At 35.2% G+C, this 21278-nt stretch carries 15 protein-coding genes and 1 riboswitch; of the genes, 4 read left to right on the top strand and 11 right to left on the bottom strand.

All coding sequences use genetic code 11. The annotated features are described in order from the left end of the window. Positions 1–8 precede the first annotated feature (8 nt). The 6 genes from EJA19_RS08450 to EJA19_RS08425 form a co-directional block, all read right to left on the bottom strand. A complete protein-coding gene (locus EJA19_RS08450; RefSeq protein WP_125467927.1) occupies positions 9–2102 on the bottom strand; it encodes a HEPN domain-containing protein in 2094 nt (697 codons plus the stop codon). Positions 2103–2117: 15 nt separating this feature from the next. Beyond that, complete coding sequence (locus EJA19_RS08445; RefSeq protein ID WP_125467926.1) at positions 2118–2744, bottom strand: phosphoadenosine phosphosulfate reductase domain-containing protein; 627 nt, start codon at positions 2742–2744, stop codon at positions 2118–2120. A gap of 96 nt (positions 2745–2840) precedes the next feature. Then, positions 2841–3251, bottom strand: coding sequence for an RrF2 family transcriptional regulator (locus EJA19_RS08440; protein ID WP_125467925.1), 411 nt, complete (start codon positions 3249–3251; stop codon positions 2841–2843). A 27-nt stretch (positions 3252–3278) separates the two neighbouring features. Next, entirely contained in the window at positions 3279–4448 is a 1170-nt protein-coding gene (locus tag EJA19_RS08435) for a trans-sulfuration enzyme family protein (protein WP_125467924.1), read from the bottom strand. A gap of 19 nt (positions 4449–4467) precedes the next feature. Beyond that, positions 4468–7863, bottom strand: a complete 3396-nt coding sequence (thrA, locus tag EJA19_RS08430) for a bifunctional aspartate kinase/homoserine dehydrogenase I (protein WP_125467923.1) — start codon at positions 7861–7863, stop codon at positions 4468–4470. Positions 7864–7954: 91 nt separating this feature from the next. Next, positions 7955–8072: riboswitch (SAM riboswitch) on the bottom strand. A gap of 98 nt (positions 8073–8170) precedes the next feature. Next, positions 8171–9715 carry a hypothetical protein gene (locus EJA19_RS08425; RefSeq protein WP_125467922.1) on the bottom strand — a complete coding sequence of 515 codons (1545 nt, stop codon included), beginning with the start codon at positions 9713–9715 and terminating at the stop codon, positions 8171–8173. Between the two features lie 146 nt (positions 9716–9861). Here EJA19_RS08425 and EJA19_RS08420 point away from each other — a divergent pair, with 146 nt between their 5' ends. From EJA19_RS08420 to leuB, 4 genes are all read left to right on the top strand, one after another. After that, the gene (locus EJA19_RS08420; protein ID WP_125467921.1) at positions 9862–11037 is read left to right on the top strand and encodes a 2-isopropylmalate synthase; all 1176 of its coding nucleotides are present in this window, start codon (positions 9862–9864) and stop codon (positions 11035–11037) included. After that, positions 11037–12437: a 3-isopropylmalate dehydratase large subunit gene (leuC, locus tag EJA19_RS08415; protein ID WP_125467920.1), complete on the top strand. Its 1401-nt coding sequence runs from the start codon at positions 11037–11039 to the stop codon at positions 12435–12437. The genes EJA19_RS08420 and leuC overlap by 1 nt, the downstream gene beginning before the upstream one ends. A 2-nt stretch (positions 12438–12439) precedes the next feature. Beyond that, the gene (gene leuD, locus EJA19_RS08410; RefSeq protein WP_125467919.1) at positions 12440–13024 is read left to right on the top strand and encodes a 3-isopropylmalate dehydratase small subunit; all 585 of its coding nucleotides are present in this window, start codon (positions 12440–12442) and stop codon (positions 13022–13024) included. A gap of 110 nt (positions 13025–13134) precedes the next feature. Further along, the gene (gene leuB, locus EJA19_RS08405) at positions 13135–14253 is read left to right on the top strand and encodes a 3-isopropylmalate dehydrogenase (protein ID WP_125467918.1); all 1119 of its coding nucleotides are present in this window, start codon (positions 13135–13137) and stop codon (positions 14251–14253) included. 83 nt (positions 14254–14336) lie between these two features. Here leuB and ilvA read toward each other — a convergent pair whose 3' ends face one another. From ilvA to ilvD, 5 genes are read right to left on the bottom strand one after another with little or no spacing between them, the layout of a single operon-like run. Continuing rightward, on the bottom strand, positions 14337–15599 hold the full coding sequence (gene ilvA, locus EJA19_RS08400) for a threonine ammonia-lyase IlvA (RefSeq protein WP_125467917.1): 1263 nt from the start codon (positions 15597–15599) through the stop codon (positions 14337–14339). A 10-nt stretch (positions 15600–15609) separates the two neighbouring features. Further along, the gene (gene ilvC / locus EJA19_RS08395) at positions 15610–17109 is read right to left on the bottom strand and encodes a ketol-acid reductoisomerase (RefSeq protein ID WP_125467916.1); all 1500 of its coding nucleotides are present in this window, start codon (positions 17107–17109) and stop codon (positions 15610–15612) included. A 12-nt stretch (positions 17110–17121) separates the two neighbouring features. Next, the gene (gene ilvN, locus EJA19_RS08390) at positions 17122–17649 is read right to left on the bottom strand and encodes an acetolactate synthase small subunit (RefSeq protein ID WP_206075165.1); all 528 of its coding nucleotides are present in this window, start codon (positions 17647–17649) and stop codon (positions 17122–17124) included. 2 nt (positions 17650–17651) lie between these two features. Beyond that, on the bottom strand, positions 17652–19385 hold the full coding sequence (gene ilvB, locus EJA19_RS08385; protein ID WP_125467914.1) for a biosynthetic-type acetolactate synthase large subunit: 1734 nt from the start codon (positions 19383–19385) through the stop codon (positions 17652–17654). Positions 19386–19415: 30 nt separating this feature from the next. Further along, on the bottom strand, positions 19416–21095 hold the full coding sequence (ilvD, locus tag EJA19_RS08380) for a dihydroxy-acid dehydratase (protein WP_125467913.1): 1680 nt from the start codon (positions 21093–21095) through the stop codon (positions 19416–19418). Positions 21096–21278: the final 183 nt, after the last annotated feature.

The following is a 21278-nucleotide window of genomic DNA, read 5'->3' as shown; positions in this document are numbered from 1 at the left end:
TCCATGTTTTAACTAGCCACTTTCTGTTCCTTTTTTCTATAAGCCTTTACTATACTTAAAAATGATTGAGCATTTTCTAAATATTGTTTTGCAAAAGCAACTGATGGTGCGTGTACTTTTATTTGATAAATCAAATCTGAAAAAGAAATATCTAAATCCACTCGTTTTGTTTCTACAAAATCTTTATCAAACTGACTGATAATTCCTGCTTGAGTATTGGTTGTTTTATTTTCGGTTAACAAAATGGCCTTTGCTGAATTTACCATAGAATTATAGGCATGATAAATAGCATGAGAATACACCTTATTCTGAAATGCTTCTTCAGCAAGCTCAATTTTCTCTTGGCTTTCTAAAAATAAGGTTGAAATTAAATCAATAACCACACCTGCACATTCACCAACACCAATCGCTTTAACATATTTATGATTTGTTCCCCAATCAATAAAATCTTCTTGGGTTAAATTGCTTACATCGGACAAATCTGTAAGCATCTCATAAAAATACATTTGCCCTTTGGCTAAATAATAATCCAAAAAAGACTCATTTTTTGCATTCTCCTCATAATCATTTAAGATTCTCCTTAAAGCTTCAGGACCACGACGACTAGGAACCTTCACTACTTTATCCGCAAAAATGCCTTGCCCATTTCCTCTGTTTCCACCGCCTAAAAGCACTTGTAAAGCTGGAGCTACTAATTTATCAGGTGTACGAATTGACATCCCTTGAAACCCAATATTTGCCATATTGTGTTGTCCACAGGCATTCATACAACCACTTATTTTTATAATTAAATCGTTATTTTTTAAATATTGTGGATATTCAGTTTTAATTACACGCTCTAACTCTTCGGCTATCCCAGTACTGCTTGCTATTCCTAAATTACACGTGTCAGTTCCTGGGCAAGCTGTAATATCTACCGCTTTGTTATAACCAACTTCTGCAAACCCTAATTTGGATAATTCTTGATAGAAATATGGTAATAAATCTTCTTTTACAAACGGAATTAATATGTTTTGGCGTAAGCTTAATCGTATTTCTCCTGCTGCATAATCTTCAACTAAATTAGCTAACAATCGTGCTTTGTCTGTGTAAAAATCACCTAACAACACTTTAATTCCAATCGCTACATATCCTTCTTGTTTTTGCTGAATAACGTTAGTACTTTTCCATGTTTGAAATGCTTTTTCATCTTTTATAACAACTTTTGGTACTAAAACATTTACTGGTTTTGAAACCGGATAATGTTCTGTATCTATTGGAACAGAAGCGAATTCTATTGCTTTTTGTTCTTCTTTTACAAGACGCTTGAATTCTTCTAAACCAATAGCTTTTATTAAGAATTTCATACGTGCTTTTGCACGACTTTTACGTTCGCCATGTCGATCAAAAACTCTTAACACCCCTTCCATAACGGGTATAATCTTATCTGAGGGCAAAAACTCATAAAGCACATCGGCATGACGTGGTTGCGAACCTAATCCGCCACCAAGCATAACTTTAAAGCCACGAACACCATTGTTTATTTTAGCAATAAAACCTAAATCATGCATATAAGACAATCCTGTATCTTCATCTGAAGCCGAAAAAGACACTTTAAACTTTCGTCCCATTTCTTGACAAATAGGGTGTCGTAAAAAGAATTTAAACAACGCATCTGCATAAGGCGATACATCAAAAGGTTCGTTTACGTCAATTCCAGCAGTTTCACTTGCTGTTACATTTCTTACAGTATTACCACAAGCTTCACGAAGGGTTACCTCATCGCGTTCTAACTCCGCCCACAATTCTGGGGTTCGATCTAAATCGACATAATGAATTTGTATGTCTTGACGCGTGGTAATATGCAATCGTCCACGAGAATACTCATCAGAAACGTCTGCTATTCTTCGTAACTGCTTACTTAAAACCTTTCCGTAAGGTAGTTTAATACGAATCATTTGCACACCTTGTTGCCTTTGTCCGTAAACGCCACGTGCCAAACGTAAACTTCGGAATTTTTCCTCATCAATCTTTCCATTATGAAATAGCTCAATTTTATTAGCTAACTCTATAATGTCTTTCTCCACAACGGGGTTTTCTATTTCTGTTCTAAAACTCTGCATAACATGCTTTTAATGTTATTGTAGGTGAATCCCACACTCTCTATTTTGTAAGGCTTTTACCGGATCGAAATAATCATGATTTTTTTGCAACCCATGTTCTGCTACATAATTATCTAAGTCGGCATCTGTCCAATAGTAAAAAGGACTCACTTTTAAAATTCCTTCTTTACTAAAACTTAGGATGTCTTTTTTATTTCGTAGCTCAGTTTGGCGCACTCTAATATTTGTAAACCATACTTCGGGTTGATGCTCTTTTAAAGCTCTTCTAAAGGGTTCTAGTTTTACTGTTTCTGAAAACGCTTCAAAATTTTCATCTTCAACACTAGGAAATCCAATAGTTGCTTCCACTTCTTCTTTAGTAATTAATGCCTGATAACGATAAATATTTAGATTGTACTGTTTAATTAAACTAGATGCATGCTCGTAGGTTTCTTTTGTATTATACAAGGTATCACACCAGATAACCTTAATATCATTCACGTGCCTTGTGATGGTACTCAACAAAACGGAAGAATATACACCAAAACTTGTTGTTACTAATCTATTATCTGTGAGTTTTAAAGCCCAACTTATAATTTCATTGGGGGTTTTATCTTTTAATTCTTTATTCCAAAACTCAATGTCAATGCTATGTTTAATCATTTTTTATTTTATTTTACTTAAATCCTATCGGAATAATAGGAATTAAGAACAAAACTATATAAAATATTTAATCTGACAAGGTTAAAATTCACTTAATTACTTAATTAAATCGGCTAATGATGTATTGTTAAAAATATGGAGTGTGCTATCTCTTACTTCTGTCATTAAATTATGAACTGTACATGCTGTTTCGTCTGGGCAATCATCGCATTTTTCATAAAAATTTAAACTCACGCATGGCACCATAGCTATTGGGCCTTCAAGAATTCTCATGACTGAAGACATCTTAATGTCTTTAGGGTCTTTAAGCAAGTAGTAGCCACCAAGCTTCCCTTTTTTAGAACCTAAAAAGCCATTTTTTCTTAAAGTCAATAAAATACTTTCCAAAAATTTTCTAGAAATATTTTCATCTTTAGAAATGGCACTAATTTGAACAGGTTGATTTCCTTCCTGTTTGGCTAAATAGGTTAGTGCTTTAAGACCATATTTTGTTTTCTTTGAAAGCATATTTTCAAAGATAACCAAATTCTCAAATCAACCTAATGCTTGTTTTAAATCACTTATAATATCGTCGGTATGCTCTAATCCAACTGAAACTCTCACTAAACCATCTGTAATTCCGACTTCTAATCTATCAACTTCACTTAATTTACTATGCGTAGTTGATGCCGGATGTGTGGCAATACTTCTAGTGTCGCCTAAGTTTGCCGACAATAACAATAATTGCAATTTGTTTAAAAATTGCCTTCCGGCTTCAATACCTCCTTTTATTTCAAAAGCTACAATATTACCGCCTTTTTTCATTTGCTTTTTGGCTATGTCGTATTGTGGATGCGATTTTAAAAATGGATACTTTACCAATTGCACATTTTTATGCGACTCTAAAAACTCTGCTACTTTTAACGCATTTTCGCAATGCCTATCTACACGAACTGAAAGCGTCTCCAAACTTTTTGATAATACCCACGCATTAAATGGCGACAAAGCAGGGCCGGTATTTCTTGAAAACAAATAAACCTCTCTAATCAAATTGGCTTTACCAACAGTAACACCACCTAAAACACGACCTTGACCATCTATTAATTTAGTTGCTGAGTGAATGACTAAGTCTGCTCCAAATTTAATTGGGTTTTGCAAATAGGGTGTTGCAAAACAATTGTCAATTATTAATAGTAGATTGTGCTTTTTGGCAATGTTTCCTAATAATTCCAAGTCTAAAATATCAACAGCAGGGTTGGTTGGTGTTTCGGCATAAAGAATTTTAGTGTTTGATTGAATAAGGCTTTCAATATTATCAACTTCATTCACTTTAAAATAACTGGTTTCTATATTCCATTTTGGTAAAAATTTGGTAAACAAACTATGTGTTGATCCAAAAACGCTTCGGCAAGACACTACATGATCTCCAGCATTTAACAAAGCAGCAAATGTTGAAAACACGGCAGACATGCCTGTTGCATAGGCATAGCCGGCTTCGGCGCCCTCTAACTTGCAAATCTTATCTACAAACTCTGATGTGTTTGGATTTGTAAAACGGCTATAAATATTGCGTTCCTTTTCTTCTGAAAATGAGGCACGCATATCTTCGGCATCTTCAAACACAAAACTACTGGTTAAGTGCAATGGCGTTGAATGCTCTAAATATTGTGAACGCTCCATTTGTGTGCGTATAGCTTGGGTTTCAAAATGGTTTTCCTTGCTCATTATCTTTAATTTTTTTCTTTTAATTAATATGTTTTGAAAGGCGTAAAATATCTCCAAAAACGCCTCTTGCAGTTACTTCTGCACCTGCTCCAGCCCCTTGAATTACGATTGGGTGCTCGCCATACGATTCGGTGAAAATTTCAAAAATGGCGTCAGCTCCTTTTACTTGTCCTAAAGCGCTATTTTTAGGAATTGACACCAATTTTACTTCTAAATTCCCTTTATCTTGTTGTAAATCTCCAGATAAATCACCAACATATCGCAATACATGGTTTGGTTGTTGTGTATCTTTTATATTCTGAAATGCTGAATCAAGAACATCCAGTTGCTGTAAAAACTCTGCAACCGAAATATCACGATATGCTTCAGGTATTAAATTTTGAACAGCAACATCATCAAACTCGTTTATTAAATCCAATTCGCGAGCTAGAATAAGTAGTTTCCTTGCTACATCATTTCCTGAAAAATCTTCTCGTGGATCTGGTTCGGTAAAGCCTTTATCAATCGTTTCTTGAACAATGGTACTAAATGGTTTATCCTGAATCGAAAAATTATTGAACAAGTAACTTAACGTTCCTGAAAACACACCACGAATGCGTGTAATATTCTCTCCAGATTCATGCAATAGCTTAATAGTGTCTATTAGCGGCAAGCCTGCACCAACTGTAGTTTCGTACAAGTATTGTTTGTTATTGTCTTTTAAATGTTGGCGTAAATCTGCATAGAAATTGTGTGAAATGGTGTTGGCAATTTTATTGGACGACACCAAATCGAAACCTGCTTCTACCAAAGGCTTATAATTCTTATGAAATATTTTGCTTGCTGTATTATCAACAGCAATAAGATTTTCAAAATGATGCGCCTTGGCAAACTCAATAACGTCTTGAATGCTATAATCTTCTTGAGCTGATGTAATTTCGGTTTTCCAGTTTTTTGAAACACCATGTTTTGCTAACAGCAGTTTTTTAGAGTTGGCAATGGCGAAAACATTTAAGTTAATGCCTTTGCGTTTTTCAATCTCTGTTTTAGATTTTAAAACTTGATTAATCAAAGCACCACCAACCAGTCCATGACCAAAAATGGCGATGTTTATCTTTTTTGAAATACCGAAAATTTCACCATGAATTACATTAACCGCTTTGTGTAATTGTGTTTTTTTAACCACCAAACTCACATTACGTCCTGTAACCGTATTATTGAACAACAGTGGCGTGATTTGATTTTTAATTAATGCGTTAAATGGTTTATGGAACGAGCTCAACTCGATACCAATAATGGAAAGGACTGCGACATCATCTACCACTCCAATTTTATTGACATTCTTTGCGTAGAAATCGGTTTCAAACTCACGCTCCAAAGCAATAACAGCTTGTGTAGCTTGTTCGGAATTTATAACCAAACCAATACCTCTTTCGGAAGATCCTTGAGACACAATACTCACACTAATACCGTAATTGCTCAACGCTTTAAAAATTCTCGCATCAACACCCACTTTGCCTAACAAACCACGACCTTCTAAATTTATAAGTGCAACGTCTTCTAGAACCGATAAGGACGTCACCTCTTTATTGCTTGTTTTTGCTGTGATTAACGTCCCTTCATCCTCAGGGTTAAACGTATTTAAAATACGAAGGCTGATGTTTTTTTCAACAAGGGGAATAATGGTTTTAGCATGTAAAACGCTTGTTCCAAAGTTCGCCAATTCGTTAGCTTCGTTAAAGGATAATTCCCTAATTTTTTGTGCATCTTCTACCAAATCTGGGTTTGCTGTGTAAATACCATTTACATGCGTATAGTTTTGCAATTCTTCGGCATCTAAATAGCTGGCCAATAATGAGGCAGAATAATTACTTCCATTTCTGCCCAACAAGGTAGTTTCTCCATTTTGATTAGAACCAATAAACCCTGTTACAACGTTTACAGTTGTACCATTGTAGCTTTTAAAATGTGACAAAACGTTGTCTTTAGATTGCTTATCAAGAGGTTGCGCATTTATATAATTGGCATCGGTTTTTATTAAGGCTCTCGCATCTGTTGAATTAGCATTAATGCCTTTTGATTTTAGTATTTCTGAAATCAATTTCACAGATAATAATTCGCCATACGACAATACTTGGGCCTTAATTTTATCGCTATAATCACCTAGCAACTTAACGCCTTCAAAAATGTTGTTTAATTCTGAAAACTCTTCAGTAAAATCAATACTTGGCAGAGGTTCTATTTGATAGTTTTTAAACGCTTCAAAAGCAGTTTTATAGTCTTGTTTTTTAGCAGCTTTCTCCAAAATAGTCTCCAAGGTGTCGGTTGCTTTTCCTCTAGCCGAAACCACAACCGCTATACGCTCGCCTTCACTTACTTTATCCTCTATAATTGACAACACACGGTTTAATCCGTCGCCATTGGCAAGCGATTTTCCTCCAAATTTTAATACTTTCATTCTTTTGTTTTTGGTTTCAGGCCTAAAAATGCCTTCTATAATTTGTTCTAATTGTTTAAATTCTATTAAAAAGGCATCGTGCCCGTGGCTGGAGTGAATTTCACTATAGGTCACATTAGGATGCGTTAATGCCAATTGACGTTGAGTTTCTCGGTTTTCCTCGGCTGTAAAAAACAAATCAGAATCTACACCAACAATGGCGATGTTAGATTTTATACTATCCAACACATTTACATTATCGCCTCTATCATGAGTAACATCGATACTTTTTAGCAATTGATTCATGAGTTTGTAAGCCGATAGTTGAAAACGCTCTTGTAATTTTTTTCCATGATGCAACAACCAACTTTCAACATTAAAGATTTCTAAATCATCATTTTTACTACGCTGAAAACGCTCTTTAAACGATTGTGGTGTTCTGTAACACAACATCGCATGCATGCGTGCATCGTGTACTGGATTGTTGGAATTAACTAAAAATTGTTCTTGAATTTGACAATTGGCAATTAACCAATCGGTAGATTTCCAATCGGTAGCTACGGGAATTAAATATTCGGTAAGATTTGGCGACAAAAATGCCATTTCCCAAGCAATTCCTCCTCCTAAAGACCCCCCAATTAAAGCATATAGTTTATCAATGTTAAGCTTTTTTAACCCCAGCAAAAAGATTCTTGCAATATCTCTAGCAATAAAGTCTTTATAGTTATCAATCTCAATTCCATCATAACCGTTACCTGGAATGTTAAAGGCTAAAACCGTATACTTTTTTGTATTTATTACTTTGTTATCACCAATTAAATCTGCCCACCAACCTGTTTCTCCTGTAACATTACTATTGCCAGTAAGCGCATGATTTACCATAACAATAGGAGCCGTTTCTAAAGGCTTACCAAAGATTTGGTAAGATAATGTTATGGTTTGATTTACACCATTCTCTAAGGTTATATCGCTTGGAGATAAATATTTTAAATGTTTCATTTCTTAAATATCAATTCAAGTTCATGCAAAATTTAATTTGCTAAAAATTGATATGTTAAAAAGAAATGTGTTTTTCTGGGAAGTCTTACTTGGGTTATCTATCTATTTGATTTTTTAAAATTCAAATTGTAGAATGTAGCACCTTCTTTGTAAACAAAGGGTTGCTAAGGTTTCGCAGGGTCTATTCCCTCCACCTTTCTTGATAACAATACAATAAATTTTTGAACTTTTGTGAGTGCAAATATTCAAACAGAAAGTTTACAATTCCAAATAATTTTGATTTTTTTTATAAAATCTCTTAAAAAAATTAGGTGTATTGTTCTATATATTTCGCTTTAATAATCTGTGCTACAGGCTTATTTTCAATCTTACTTTCTAACCAAGAAATAATATCTAAATATAAAAATGCTCGACGCTCGTATGGGTGATTTTCATATTGTTTTAATTGCGTATGAAATAACGTAAAGGCTTTTTTAATGTCGTGTGGGAAAATATCTGGTAAGCCGCGAATAAACTTAATCATTTCCTTTTGTACTTCGTTTAAATCGTTAATTTTCAATAGATATTTATACGTATCTCGGAGTAAACTTTCTAGATGATAATCCAACCCTTCTTCGTAATGCGCTACTACATTTAGTACTCTTGAAAAGCATTGTAAATCTTCTCTCATAGATAACGATTTATTAGAAATAATCTTATTTAAATAATGAATACACTCACGGTTGTTACCTGCCCCAAAATGCATACTTGCAAATTTGTAATAGAAAATCATGGTGTGATGTTCGTCTATCCTATCCTCATATTTTGGTAGCTGCTTTTCAATTTCTGGAATTAGTTTCAACCCTTCTTTAAAACTACCATCTATAAAATAATAGTTTACCATATTTACATTATGGTATAAAAAACATAGTGCCTCGACATTTTCATCTTTTGTAAACGTAGGCTTGTCTATCATTTCTTTAAAATGGCTTAAATACTCTTGAAACTTGTCTTTATTTTTTATGTAAAAAAGGGACTCCAACAGGTAATTATTACCTTTAACAAAAAACACAGGGTTTAAGTTAATCATATCTGGATTTTGCCTAAAAAGCATAACCCATTTTAAAGCATATTTATAGCAGTTTAAAAAGTCTTGCATTAAAAAACTATACCATAGGTAAGCTTTATATAACCACAGTTTTTCACGAACACCTAAGTCATTAATATTATACTTTGGTAATCTTGCCTTAAAATATGCTTGAATTTCTTTAGCATCTTTTTTATTCTTAGCATAACCAAACTTTAAAAACAATCCATACAGCTGTAATGATAAATTGGATAGCTTACTAGCAATTACGTTAGCCTGACTTAACTCTTTGGCTTGTATGGTTAATTCATCAGCACGTCCGCTAATACTTCTTGTTATATATTGCGATTCGATAACTTTTTCCAACTCCACAATTTCATAAGCTAAGTTTTTTTCTTCATGAAGTATTGCCACATCTTTGGCTTTATCTAGAATTTTTAACGCCTGTTTATAAAGCCCTTTATGGTACAAGATAGACGCAAAATCTAATTGCTCTCTAATTTGCGAACGAGCGTTTTGGTGCGAAGGGCTTAACCGCAAACTAACTAAAATTTGTTTGTACAAATGGGCTTTTACATTGGCTAGTTGTTGCTTTTTTATGTTTGAGCTTTTAAGAATTGTTTTCTCATCATAATTAAGCATTTTGTCTAAAACATTAAACAGATTGAGAAATTTAGAATCCTCATTTACGCCTAACCTTCCAACATACAATTTAAATTGTCGCTTTTCAGATTTGGTCATAGATTTCACCAACGAAAACAAATTATCTTTTTGGCCTTTAGTCATCGAATAAAAAACAATATTAACTTACTGATAAATAACTATTTAACTTCAAATCACTGATTTGAACATCGTAAACCTAAACACAGGTTTAAGCGCTATCATAAATCCAAAGTATAAATTCGTAAGACAATACAAAAATTTATTTTTTAATGTCTAAAGATAAAGTCCAAATTTTCGATACCACATTACGTGATGGCGAACAAGTTCCTGGATGCAAATTAAACAAAGGACAAAAACTAGTTATTGCCGAACGCTTAGACACCTTAGGAGTCGATGTTATTGAAGCAGGCTTCCCTGTATCTAGTCCAGGTGACTTTGAAGCTGTTGCAGCCATAGGAAGGATTGTAAAAAACGCTACGGTTTGTGGTTTAACACGTGCTGTTGAAAATGATATAAAAGTTGCTTCCGAAGCTTTAAAAACAGCCAAAAGACCTAGAATACATACAGGTATAGGAACCTCCGACTCTCACATAAAATATAAGTTTAACACCACTCGCGAAGAGGTTTTAGAACGTGCTTTTAAAGCTGTTAAATATGCGAAATCTTTTGTGGAGGATGTTGAATTCTATGCTGAAGATGCAGGAAGAACCAGTAATGAATTTTTAGCAAAAGTTTGCGAACAAGCTATCGCTGCTGGCGCAACTGTTTTAAACATTCCAGATACAACAGGCTACTGTTTACCAAGTGAATATGGCCAAAAAATAAAATACCTAAAAGAACACGTAAAAGGTATTGAAAAAGCTATTCTATCTTGCCATTGCCATAACGATTTGGGTTTAGCTACCGCCAATTCAATTGAAGGAGTTATTCATGGTGCCAGACAAATAGAATGCACCATTAATGGTGTTGGAGAACGTGCCGGAAACACAGCTTTAGAAGAAGTTGTTATGATATTAAAACAACACCCTTACCTAAATTTAGATACAGGTATTAATACCAAGGAACTATATGGCATTAGTCAATTAGTTCAAGAACAAATGGGCGTTTTTGCCCAACCAAACAAAGCCATTATTGGCAGCAATGCTTTTGCACACAGCTCTGGCATACATCAAGATGGGGTTATTAAAAATCGTGAAACATACGAAATCATAGACCCTAAAGATGTAGGCGTTACTGAATCGGCTATTGTATTAACCGCTAGAAGTGGCCGTGCTGCTTTAGCTTATCGCGCTAAAAATATAGGCTACGATTTAACCAAATTGCAGTTAGATGATGTTTACCAAAACTTTTTAGTGTTTGCAGATAGAAAAAAAGAAATTAACGATACCGACATCCATCAAATTATTGAAACAAGTAATGTGTATCAACAAATCATTTCAGCATAATGGGAAAAACCTTATTTGATAAAGTTTGGGATGCACATGTGGTTGATTCTATTGAAAACGGCCCTCAAGTTTTATATATAGACAAACATTTAATTCACGAAGTTACCAGTCCACAGGCTTTCAATGAACTTGAAGAACGTAACATTCCTATTTTTAGGCCCGACCAAATAGTCGCTACAGCAGATCACAATACACCTACTCAAAATCAGCATTTACCTGTAAAAGATGCTTTGTCTAGAAACCAATTAAAACAACTTGCTAACAATTGCAAGAAGAACAATGTTACACTTTATGGTTTAGGACATAAATACAATGGCATTGTTCATGTTATGGCTCCAGAATTAGGCATTACACAACCAGGCATGACAATGGTTTGTGGCGATAGTCACACCTCGACACATGGGGCTTTTGGAACTATTGCTTTTGGTATAGGTACCAGTCAAGTGGCGCAAGTTTTTGCTAGTCAGTGTTTATTACTAACCAAACCTAAAAGTTTACGTGTTACTGTTAACGGCACTCTTAAACCAGGTGTTTTACCAAAAGATGTAATTCTATACATTATTTCAAAAATTGGCACAAACGCAGGCACAGGGTACTTCTGTGAATATGCCGGTAATGTTTTTAAAAACATGAGTATGGAAGGCAGAATGACTGTTTGTAATATGAGTATTGAGATGGGTGCTCGTGGCGGTATGATTGCTCCAGATGAAACTACTTTTAAATATATAAAAGACAGAGAATTTGCACCAAAGGGCAAAGACTTTGAAAACAAAGTTGCTTACTGGAAAACGCTTCCTACCGATACAGATGCCGTTTTTGACAAAGAATACGAATTCGATGCTGCCGATATAGAACCAATGGTAACTTACGGCACCAACCCAGGAATGGGTATAAAAATAAATGCTAAAATCCCCGATTTAAACGACACCTCTTTTGAAAAATCTTTGGAATACATGGATTTTAAGAAAGGAGATTACATGTTAGATAAGCCTATAAATTATGTGTTTATAGGAAGCTGTACCAATTCGCGCATTGAAGATTTTCGTGTTGCAGCACAATATATTAAAGGCAAACAAAAAGCACCAAATGTAACCGCTTGGTTAGTTCCTGGAAGTAAAAAAGTAGAAGCTCAAATTGAAGAAGAAGGTTTAAAAACAGTATTTGAAGCGGCTGGTTTTGAATTAAGACAACCTGGTTGTAGTGCCTGTCTAGCCATGAACGACGACAAAATTCCAGAAGGCGAATATTGTGTTTCCACATCTAACAGAAATTTTGAAGGTCGCCAAGGACAAGGCGCAAGAACCATTTTAGCAAGTCCATTAGTTGCTGCTGCTACAGCAATTGAAGGTAAGATTGTTGATGTTACTAAAACGTTTAGCTTAGAAAAAGAATTAATTTAAACATGGAGAAATTTACAACATTACAAAGCACTGCAATTCCGTTGGAAATTGAAAACATTGATACCGATCAAATTATCCCAGCGCGTTTTTTAAAAGCTACCGATAAACAAGGTTTTGGTGATAATGCATTTCGCGATTGGCGTTTTGATAAAACTGGAAACATCAACAAAAAATTTACTTTAAACAACCCAAAATATAGCGGCAGCATATTGGTTGCTGGTAATAATTTTGGTTGTGGCTCTAGTCGCGAACACGCCGCTTGGGCATTAACGGGGTATGGGTTTAAAGTTGTTATCTCTAGCTTTTTTGCCGATATTTTTAAAGGTAATGCCCTAAACAATGGATTATTACCATTACAAGTGTCAGAAGCATTTTTAAAAGAATTATTCACCGTTATTAAAACCCAACCAAACACTAAACTTGTTGTCGATTTAAAAGCGCAAACCTTAACTGTTGAAGGGATCAATTTACAAACTAATTTCGATATTGACCCTTACAAAAAAACATGCATGATTAACGGTTATGACGATATAGATTACCTCGTAAGTAAAAAAGAACAAATTGAAGCTTTTGAAATGTCGCGTTAGTGATTGAGCGATTGTTTGAGCTCTTTTTGAAACACAAAAAAGCGAGAGCGAAAGCACGACCCGAAAGGGAAACGCCAAAACAGATAAAAGAACTAACAAATTACAATTTTATGAAACTAAACATTGCTGTATTACCTGGAGACGGTATAGGCCCCGAAGTTACCGATCAAGCTATAAAAGTCCTACAAGCCATTGCTTTGGAGTTTGACCATACGTTTATCTTTAAGCAAGCATCTGTTGGTGCTATCGCTATCGACGAAACTGGCAGCCCACTTCCCGATGCTACATTAGCCCTTTGTAAACAAAGTGATGCCGTGCTTTTTGGAGCAATTGGCGATCCTAAATACGATAACAACCCTAATGCAAAAGTGCGTCCAGAACAAGGTTTATTAAAGCTTAGAAAAGAACTGGGTTTGTTCGCCAACATTCGTCCTGTAAAGGCTTACGATATGTTATTGGATAAATCGCCCTTAAAAAAAGAGAATATTAAAAATACCGATATTAGTATTTACCGTGAATTAACGGGCGGCATTTATTTTGGCGAGAAAAAACTTAACGACACAGAAACTGTTGCTTCGGATTTATGCGAATACTCGCAAGAAGAAATAGAACGTATTACACACTTAGCTTTTAAAGCAGCTCAAACTAGACGTAAAAAAGTAACTTTAGTCGACAAGGCTAATGTTTTAGAAACGTCTCGTTTATGGCGAAAAGTAGTCAAACAAGTTGCAGCACAGTATTCTGATGTGGAATTAGATTTTTTATTTGTAGATAATGCTGCCATGCAAATGATATTAAACCCAAAACAGTTTGATGTTATTTTAACCGAAAACATGTTTGGTGATATTATAAGTGATGAAGCTAGTGTTATTGGCGGTAGTATTGGTTTATTAGCATCGGCATCGGTAGGTAACAAACATGCTATGTTTGAACCCATACATGGCTCTTACCCACAAGCTAAAGGTAAAGGTATTGCCAATCCTGTAGCTTCTATTTTATCGGCCGCTATGTTACTAGACCATTTTAAGCTACATAATGAAGCTAATATGATTAGACTTGGTGTTGAAAAATCGTTACAACTACAAATTACAACACCAGATTTAAATACAAAACACGAAAATATTACAACCGATAAGGTTGGTAACTTTATAGAAGACTTTATTAGTCACCCAAAAGACACTAATCTAAATTTTGCAAATATTCATTTAGGCCAGTCCACGATTATTTAGTTTGTTGATTAGTTATTTTTAATTGTAATCGGAAAAAAAGCACCTTATTTAGGTGCTTTTTTTATGCTATACATACTAACAAATTACACTAAAAACTGAAACAAATCGGGTTTGTTATTTAGATAATCACCATAAAAATTTCTGTCTTTCATTTTAGTTATTAAAGGCTCTAAATCTTCTTTAAATTTTAACTCAATACCAACAACAGCTGAGCCTGTATCTCGGTTAGATTTTTTTGTGTACTCAAAATGCGCAATATCATCGTTTGGCCCTAAAATATCTACTACAAATTCTTTTAATGCGCCAGCACGTTGCGGAAACTTCACAATAAAATAATGCTTTAAATTTGAGTACAATAACGCACGTTCTTTTATTTCGGCAGTGCGTGTAATATCATTATTACTTCCGCTTACTACACAAACTATATTTTTACCTTTAATTTCTTCCTTAAAATCATCTAAAACCGAAATGCTTAATGCGCCAGCAGGCTCAACTACAATAGCATCTTTATTGTATAAATCCAAAATGGCTTGACACACTTTACCTTCGGCAACTGTTACCATTTGATCTAAATTTGATTTACAAATTTGAAAATTTAAATCGCCTACACGTTGAACTGCAGCACCATCTACAAACTTTTCAATGTGATTAAGTTGTGTGTTTTTTTGATTTTCAATGGACGTTTTCATGGAAGGTGCTCCTAAAGGTTCTACCCCAATAATTTTAGTTTGTGGGGATAATTCTTTAAATACTGTTGATAATCCAGCTGATAATCCGCCTCCGCCAACAGGGACAAACACATAATGAATAGGATGTTCTGCTTGATCAATAATTTCTAATCCAACTGTAGCCTGTCCTTCAATTACCTTTTCGTCATTAAACGGATGAATAAAAGCTTTGGAAAGCAGCTCACATTCTTTCATTGCCAAATGATAAGAATCGTCAAACGTATCGCCTTCAAGAATAATTTCAATGTAATCTTCACCAAACATTTTTACCTGCTCTATCTTTTGTTTTGGCGTTGGAGCAGGCATATAAATAGTTCCTTTAATTTTTAATAATTTACAGGACAAGGCGACACCTTGTGCGTGATTACCAGCACTAGCACAAACAACACCATTTTCTACTTCAGAGGCTGACAACGAAGACATTTTATTATATGCGCCTCTAATTTTATAAGAACGTACTTGCTGTAAATCTTCTCGTTTAAACATGATATTACAGTCAAACTCTTCAGAGTATCTAAAACTTGATGTTAATGGCGTCACCGCTGCAACATCGCTTAACTTTTTGGCTGCAGCTTCTACTGCTTTTAATTTAGGAAAATAAATTGTTTGCGTTTGCATTGGTTTGTTTTTAAGCTAAAACACTTTCTTCTTTAGCTTCGGTTTTTATCACTTTCATTGCTGTCATTGCGGCACGAAGACGTTTACCAACGGTTTCGATTGGATGATTTCTTATAGCGTCATTCACTTTGATTAATTCGATATTATCAACGCCTGTTTTATTTGAAAACGACTTACCTATTACTGAAGTGTCTACCGTTTTCATAAAATCTGCTAATAACGGTTTGCAAGCATGATCGAATAAATAACAACCATACTCTGCAGTATCCGAAATGACGCGGTTCATTTCAAACAACTTTTTACGCGCAATGGTATTGGCTATTAATGGTAACTCGTGTAAGGATTCGTAGTAAGCAGAATCTTCAATTATTCCTGCGCTTACCATAGTTTCAAAAGCGAGTTCTACACCAGATTTCACAAATGCTACTAACAACACACCATGATCAAAATACTCTTGTTCTGTGATGTGATCTGAAGTTAACTCTGTTTTTTCAAATGCGGTTTTACCAGTTGCTGCTCGCCATTTTAATAGATTTACATCATCATTTGCCCAATCTTTCATCATAGTTTTAGAGAAATGACCAGAAATGATATCATCCATATGTTTTTCGAATAACGGACGCATAATGGTTTTTAATTCTTCAGATAATTCAAACGCTTTAACTTTTGAAGGATTTGACAATCTATCCATCATGTTCGTGATTCCACCATGCTTTAAAGCTTCGGTAATAGTTTCCCAACCAAACTGAATTAATTTTGCAGCATAACCAGCATCAATTCCTTCTGCAACCATTTTATCAAAAGACAAGATTGCGCCAGTTTGTAACAAACCACATAAAATAGTTTGCTCGCCCATTAAATCAGATTTTACCTCTGCCACAAAAGACGATTCTAAAACACCTGCTCTATCACCACCAGTAGCAACTGCGTAAGCTTTTGCCTGCGCCCAACCTTTATTTTCTGGGTCGTTTTCTGGATGCACAGCAATTAATGTTGGGACACCAAAACCGCGTTTGTATTCCTCACGCACTTCAGTTCCTGGACATTTTGGCGCGACCATAATTACCGTAATATCTTTACGGATTTGCGTACCTTCTTCCACAATATTAAATCCATGCGAGTAGCTTAACGTCGCCCCTTTTTTCATTAAAGGCATCACTTGGTTAACGACATCTGTATGTTGCTTGTCTGGTGTTAAGTTTAATACTAAATCTGCTGTTGGAATTAAATCTTCGTAGGTCCCAACATTAAATCCGTTATCGGTTGCGTTTTTGTACGACGCACGTTTTTCATCAATTGCTTGCTGACGTAAAGCATAAGAAATATCTAAACCAGAATCTCTCATATTTAAACCCTGGTTTAACCCTTGTGCGCCACAACCTACAATGACTATTTTTTTATCTTTTAATGCCGTTACGCCATCTTCAAATTCTGAAGCGTCCATAAATCTGCATTTTCCTAATTGTTCTAATTGTTTTCTTAATGGTAATGTGTTAAAATAATTTGCCATTTTAGTTTGTTTTTAGTGTTGAAAAGTTTCCAACATTTTACTTATTTCCATTGGTGTTTTGGTAACTGCTATTCGTCCAGAACGGGTGAATTGCAAAATTCCAAACGCACTTAATTCCCTGTGTAACAATTCTATTTCGCTACGTCTTCCTGATTTTTCAAGTACAAAAAACGCTTTGTTTACAGTGACAATTCTAGCGTTGCTTTCTTTAATAATATTTTGAATTTGTCGCTCTTCAAACAATAAATCTGATTTGATTTTGAATAGACAAGATTCTTGATAAATAGTTTCTTCTTCAGTGTGATAATAGGCTTTAATCACCTCAACCTGTTTTTCTATTTGACCAATAATTTTTTTCATTTGATCCTCGGTTAACTTCACCACAATGGTCCATTTAGACACATTTTCAATTTCTGAAACTGAAGAATTTATACTTTCAATATTGATGTGCCTACGTTGAAATATTGCCGAAATACGGTTTAATAAGCCTATATTATTTTCGGTATAAATAGAAACGGTATATAATTTATTTTCACTCATAATTACTCTAATCTTACATCTGAAACACTTGCTCCTGTTGGTATCATCGGGAATACATTATCTTCTTTTTCAACCATAACTTCTAAGAAATACGGCCCTTCAGTTTCCATCATTTCTTTTACTGCACTGGCTAAATCTTCTCTTTTAGACACGCTTTTCGCATTAATATGATACCCTCTAGCAATCGCTACAAAATCTGGATTTTCCATTTCTGTAGACGCATAGCGTTTGTCAAAAAATAGTTGTTGCCACTGCCTTACCATACCTAAAAAATTATTATTAAGTACGACAATTTTCACAGGAACTTTAGTTTGAAAAATGGTGCCTAATTCCTGGATAGTCATTTGGTAACCGCCATCACCAGCAATCATCACCACATCGCGTTCTGGTGCTCCCATTTTTGCACCAATTGCAGCTGGTAACGCAAATCCCATAGTTCCTAATCCGCCAGACGTAATATTACTTTTAGACACATTAAAATCGGCATAACGACACGCAATCATTTGGTGCTGCCCAACATCACTAACAATTGCTGCTTTGCCTTTGGATTGCATGTTAATCTCTTTAAGCACTTCACCCATTGATAAGCCTTCTTTTGTTGGATGTAAATCGTTTTTTATGACTTTATCAAATTCAACTTGATATAGATCTTTAAATTTTTGATGCCAATCTGTATGCAAATTTTCTTTTAAAAGCGGAAGAATTGCCGCCAATGTATCTTTTGAATTCCCTAAAACAGCAACATCTGTTTTTACATTTTTATCAACCTCAGCTGGATCAATTTCAAAATGAATCACTTTAGCCTGTTTAGCGTAGGTTGCTAAATTTCCTGTGACGCGATCATCAAAACGCATTCCGATTGCGATTAAAACATCACATTCGTTAGTTAACACATTTGGCGCATAATTACCGTGCATACCAACCATACCAACATTTAATGGATGTGTTGAAGGAATTGCCGAAGCCCCTAAAATAGTCCAAGCCGATGGTAAACCTGCTTTTTCGATAACCGCTTTAAATTCAGCTTCTGCTTCACCTAAAATCACACCTTGTCCCCAAACGACTAGAGGTTTCTTCGCATTATTTATTAAATCTGCAGCAGCTTGCAAATCGGTTGGATTGGTTTCAGGAATTGGTTTATAGCTTCTAATTCCTGTACATTTTTCGTATTTAAAATCGAATTCTTCAAACTGCGCATCCTTAGTAATATCTATTAAAACAGGACCAGGACGACCACTTTTTGCGATATAAAATGCTTTAGCAATGACTTCAGGAATTTCTGAAGCTTTTGTGACTTGATGGTTCCATTTAGTCACAGGTGTTGAAATACCAACAATATCGGTTTCTTGAAATGCATCACTACCTAATAAATGCGAACCAACTTGACCAGTAATACACACCATTGGCGTGCTATCTATTTGCGCATCTGCAATACCTGTAATCAAGTTAGTTGCGCCAGGACCAGAAGTTGCCATAGCAACACCAACCTTGCCCGAAATGCGCGCGTAACCTTGAGCTGCATGAGTTGCGCCTTGCTCATGACGTGTTAAGACATGATGAATTTCGTTTTGAAATTTAAACAACTCATCATAAACTGGCATAATGGCACCGCCAGGATAACCGTAAAGCACATCTACACCTTCTGCTATTAAGCTTCGAACAACCGCTTCGCTACCCGAAATGCGGATACCTTTTGAAGTAGATTGCTCGTTGTTTCTTATCGTTTTTGTTTCCATAAATTAGTATGGCGTTAATTAGTTTCTATTCTAAAACTCGTCGGTAACGCAACCTTTGGATGCAGACGACACTGTTTTAGCATATTTATAAAGGACACCACGATTAAATTTTAATTCTGGTGCTTTCCATGATTGTTTTCTTTGTGATAATTCTTCTTCTGAAACTTCAAGTTGAATCGTATTTGTTTCAGCATCTATAGTGATAAAATCACCGTCTTTAACTAACGCGATTGCACCACCATCTTGAGCTTCTGGTGTGATGTGACCAACCACAAAACCGTGTGTTCCACCAGAGAAACGTCCGTCGGTAATTAATGCCACATCTTTACCCAAACCTGCTCCCATAATAGCAGCTGTTGGCTTTAACATTTCTGGCATTCCTGGTCCGCCTTTTGGTCCTTCGTAACGAATTACAACCACGTCACCTTTTTCTACTTTACCATCTCTGATACCATCGTTTGCTGCATATTCACCTTCAAACACTTTTGCTTTTCCGCGAAAGCGCAATCCTTCTTTTCCTGTAATTTTTGCGACACTTCCGCCTTCGGCTAAATTGCCATAAAGCATACGTAAATGACCTGAAATTTTTATTGGTTCTTCAATTGGCTTTATAACATCTTGACCTTCGGTTAAATCATCAACATCTAATAAATTTTCGGCTAGTGTTTTTCCGGTAACGGTTAAACACCCCCCATGAATTAAGCCTTTTTTCAATAAATACTTTAAAACTGCAGGAATACCGCCAACACGATGCACATCTTCCATAAGGTATTTTCCACTAGGTTTTAAATCGGCTAAAAATGGTGTGTTGTCACTAATATTCTGAAAATCTTTTAAATTGAAATCGATATTTGCTGCTCGAGCAATTGCTAAAAAGTGAAGCACAGCATTGGTCGATCCGCCTAAAATAGTTACCAAACGAATAGCATTTTCTAAAGATTTTCGTGTAATGATATCACTTGGTTTAATGTCTTTTTCAATTAACAATCTCATCGCTTCACCAGCTTTTATGGCTTCTTGTTTTTTCTCTTCGCCAGTTGCTGGATTTGATGAGTTGAAAGGCAGGGTCATCCCTAAAGCTTCAATTGCAGACGCCATTGTATTTGCGGTGTACATTCCGCCACAAGCACCAGCGCCAGGACATGCTTTTTCAACTATATTTTGATATTCGCTTTCATTCATTGTACCAGCGACTTTGCTTCCCCAAGCTTCAAAAGCAGAAACGACATCTAGTTTTTTCCCGTTATGGCAACCGGAATCAATGGTTCCACCATACACCAAAATACTTGGTCTGTCTAAACGAATCATCGCCATTAATGCGCCTGGCATATTTTTATCACAACCTACAACGGTAATTAAGCCGTCGTAGCTCATGGCTTGCACAACGGTTTCCATAGAATCTGCAATAATATCTCGTGACGGCAAAGAATAACGCATACCTGGCGTACCCATAGAAATACCATCACTTACACCAATGGTATTAAAAATTAAGCCTACAACATCTTCATTTTTTGTGCCTTTCTTAGCTAGTTTTGCTAAGTCATTTAAGTGCATATTACACGGATTACCTTCGTAACCTGTACTTGCAATTCCGATGATAGGTTTAAAAAAATCTTCTTTGGTTAATCCTATCGCATGCAACATTGCTTGAGCTGCTGGTTGCGTTGGATCTTGTGTTACTGTTTTACTGTATTTATTTAATTTATTCATTCTATTTCATGTAACTTCATTAAGAAATTCTAAATTAATTTTTTGCAATATTATAGATGACAACTAACAGCACATCCATTTAAAGCCAACCTTACTTGCATTCTTTTAAACACCTAAATAACAGCATATTAAGCAAAATCATATATGATGTTCAGTGAGATTATTTTTTGACACTCTTCACTT

The sequence above is a fragment of the Mangrovimonas spongiae genome, assembly GCF_003944795.1.
GTDB classification, from domain to species: Bacteria; Bacteroidota; Bacteroidia; order Flavobacteriales; family Flavobacteriaceae; genus Mangrovimonas; species Mangrovimonas spongiae.
Note: the sequence above shows the minus strand (reverse complement) of the source record. Positions and strands in the feature narration are given on the sequence as shown.

Bases quoted from the DNA above. Each gene is read 5' to 3' on its own strand.
- EJA19_RS08450 (WP_125467927.1), bottom strand. From the start codon at position 2,102: ATGCAGAGTTTTAGAACAGAAATAGAAAACCCCGTTGTGGAGAAAGAC.
- EJA19_RS08445 (WP_125467926.1), bottom strand. From the start codon at position 2,744: ATGATTAAACATAGCATTGACATTGAGTTTTGGAATAAAGAATTAAAA.
- EJA19_RS08440 (WP_125467925.1), bottom strand. From the start codon at position 3,251: ATGCTTTCAAAGAAAACAAAATATGGTCTTAAAGCACTAACCTATTTA.
- EJA19_RS08435 (WP_125467924.1), bottom strand. From the start codon at position 4,448: ATGAGCAAGGAAAACCATTTTGAAACCCAAGCTATACGCACACAAATG.
- thrA (WP_125467923.1), bottom strand. From the start codon at position 7,863: ATGAAACATTTAAAATATTTATCTCCAAGCGATATAACCTTAGAGAAT.
- EJA19_RS08425 (WP_125467922.1), bottom strand. From the start codon at position 9,715: ATGACTAAAGGCCAAAAAGATAATTTGTTTTCGTTGGTGAAATCTATG.
- EJA19_RS08420 (WP_125467921.1), top strand. From the start codon at position 9,862: ATGTCTAAAGATAAAGTCCAAATTTTCGATACCACATTACGTGATGGC.
- leuC (WP_125467920.1), top strand. From the start codon at position 11,037: ATGGGAAAAACCTTATTTGATAAAGTTTGGGATGCACATGTGGTTGAT.
- leuD (WP_125467919.1), top strand. From the start codon at position 12,440: ATGGAGAAATTTACAACATTACAAAGCACTGCAATTCCGTTGGAAATT.
- leuB (WP_125467918.1), top strand. From the start codon at position 13,135: ATGAAACTAAACATTGCTGTATTACCTGGAGACGGTATAGGCCCCGAA.
- ilvA (WP_125467917.1), bottom strand. From the start codon at position 15,599: ATGCAAACGCAAACAATTTATTTTCCTAAATTAAAAGCAGTAGAAGCT.
- ilvC (WP_125467916.1), bottom strand. From the start codon at position 17,109: ATGGCAAATTATTTTAACACATTACCATTAAGAAAACAATTAGAACAA.
- ilvN (WP_206075165.1), bottom strand. From the start codon at position 17,649: ATGAGTGAAAATAAATTATATACCGTTTCTATTTATACCGAAAATAAT.
- ilvB (WP_125467914.1), bottom strand. From the start codon at position 19,385: ATGGAAACAAAAACGATAAGAAACAACGAGCAATCTACTTCAAAAGGT.
- ilvD (WP_125467913.1), bottom strand. From the start codon at position 21,095: ATGAATAAATTAAATAAATACAGTAAAACAGTAACACAAGATCCAACG.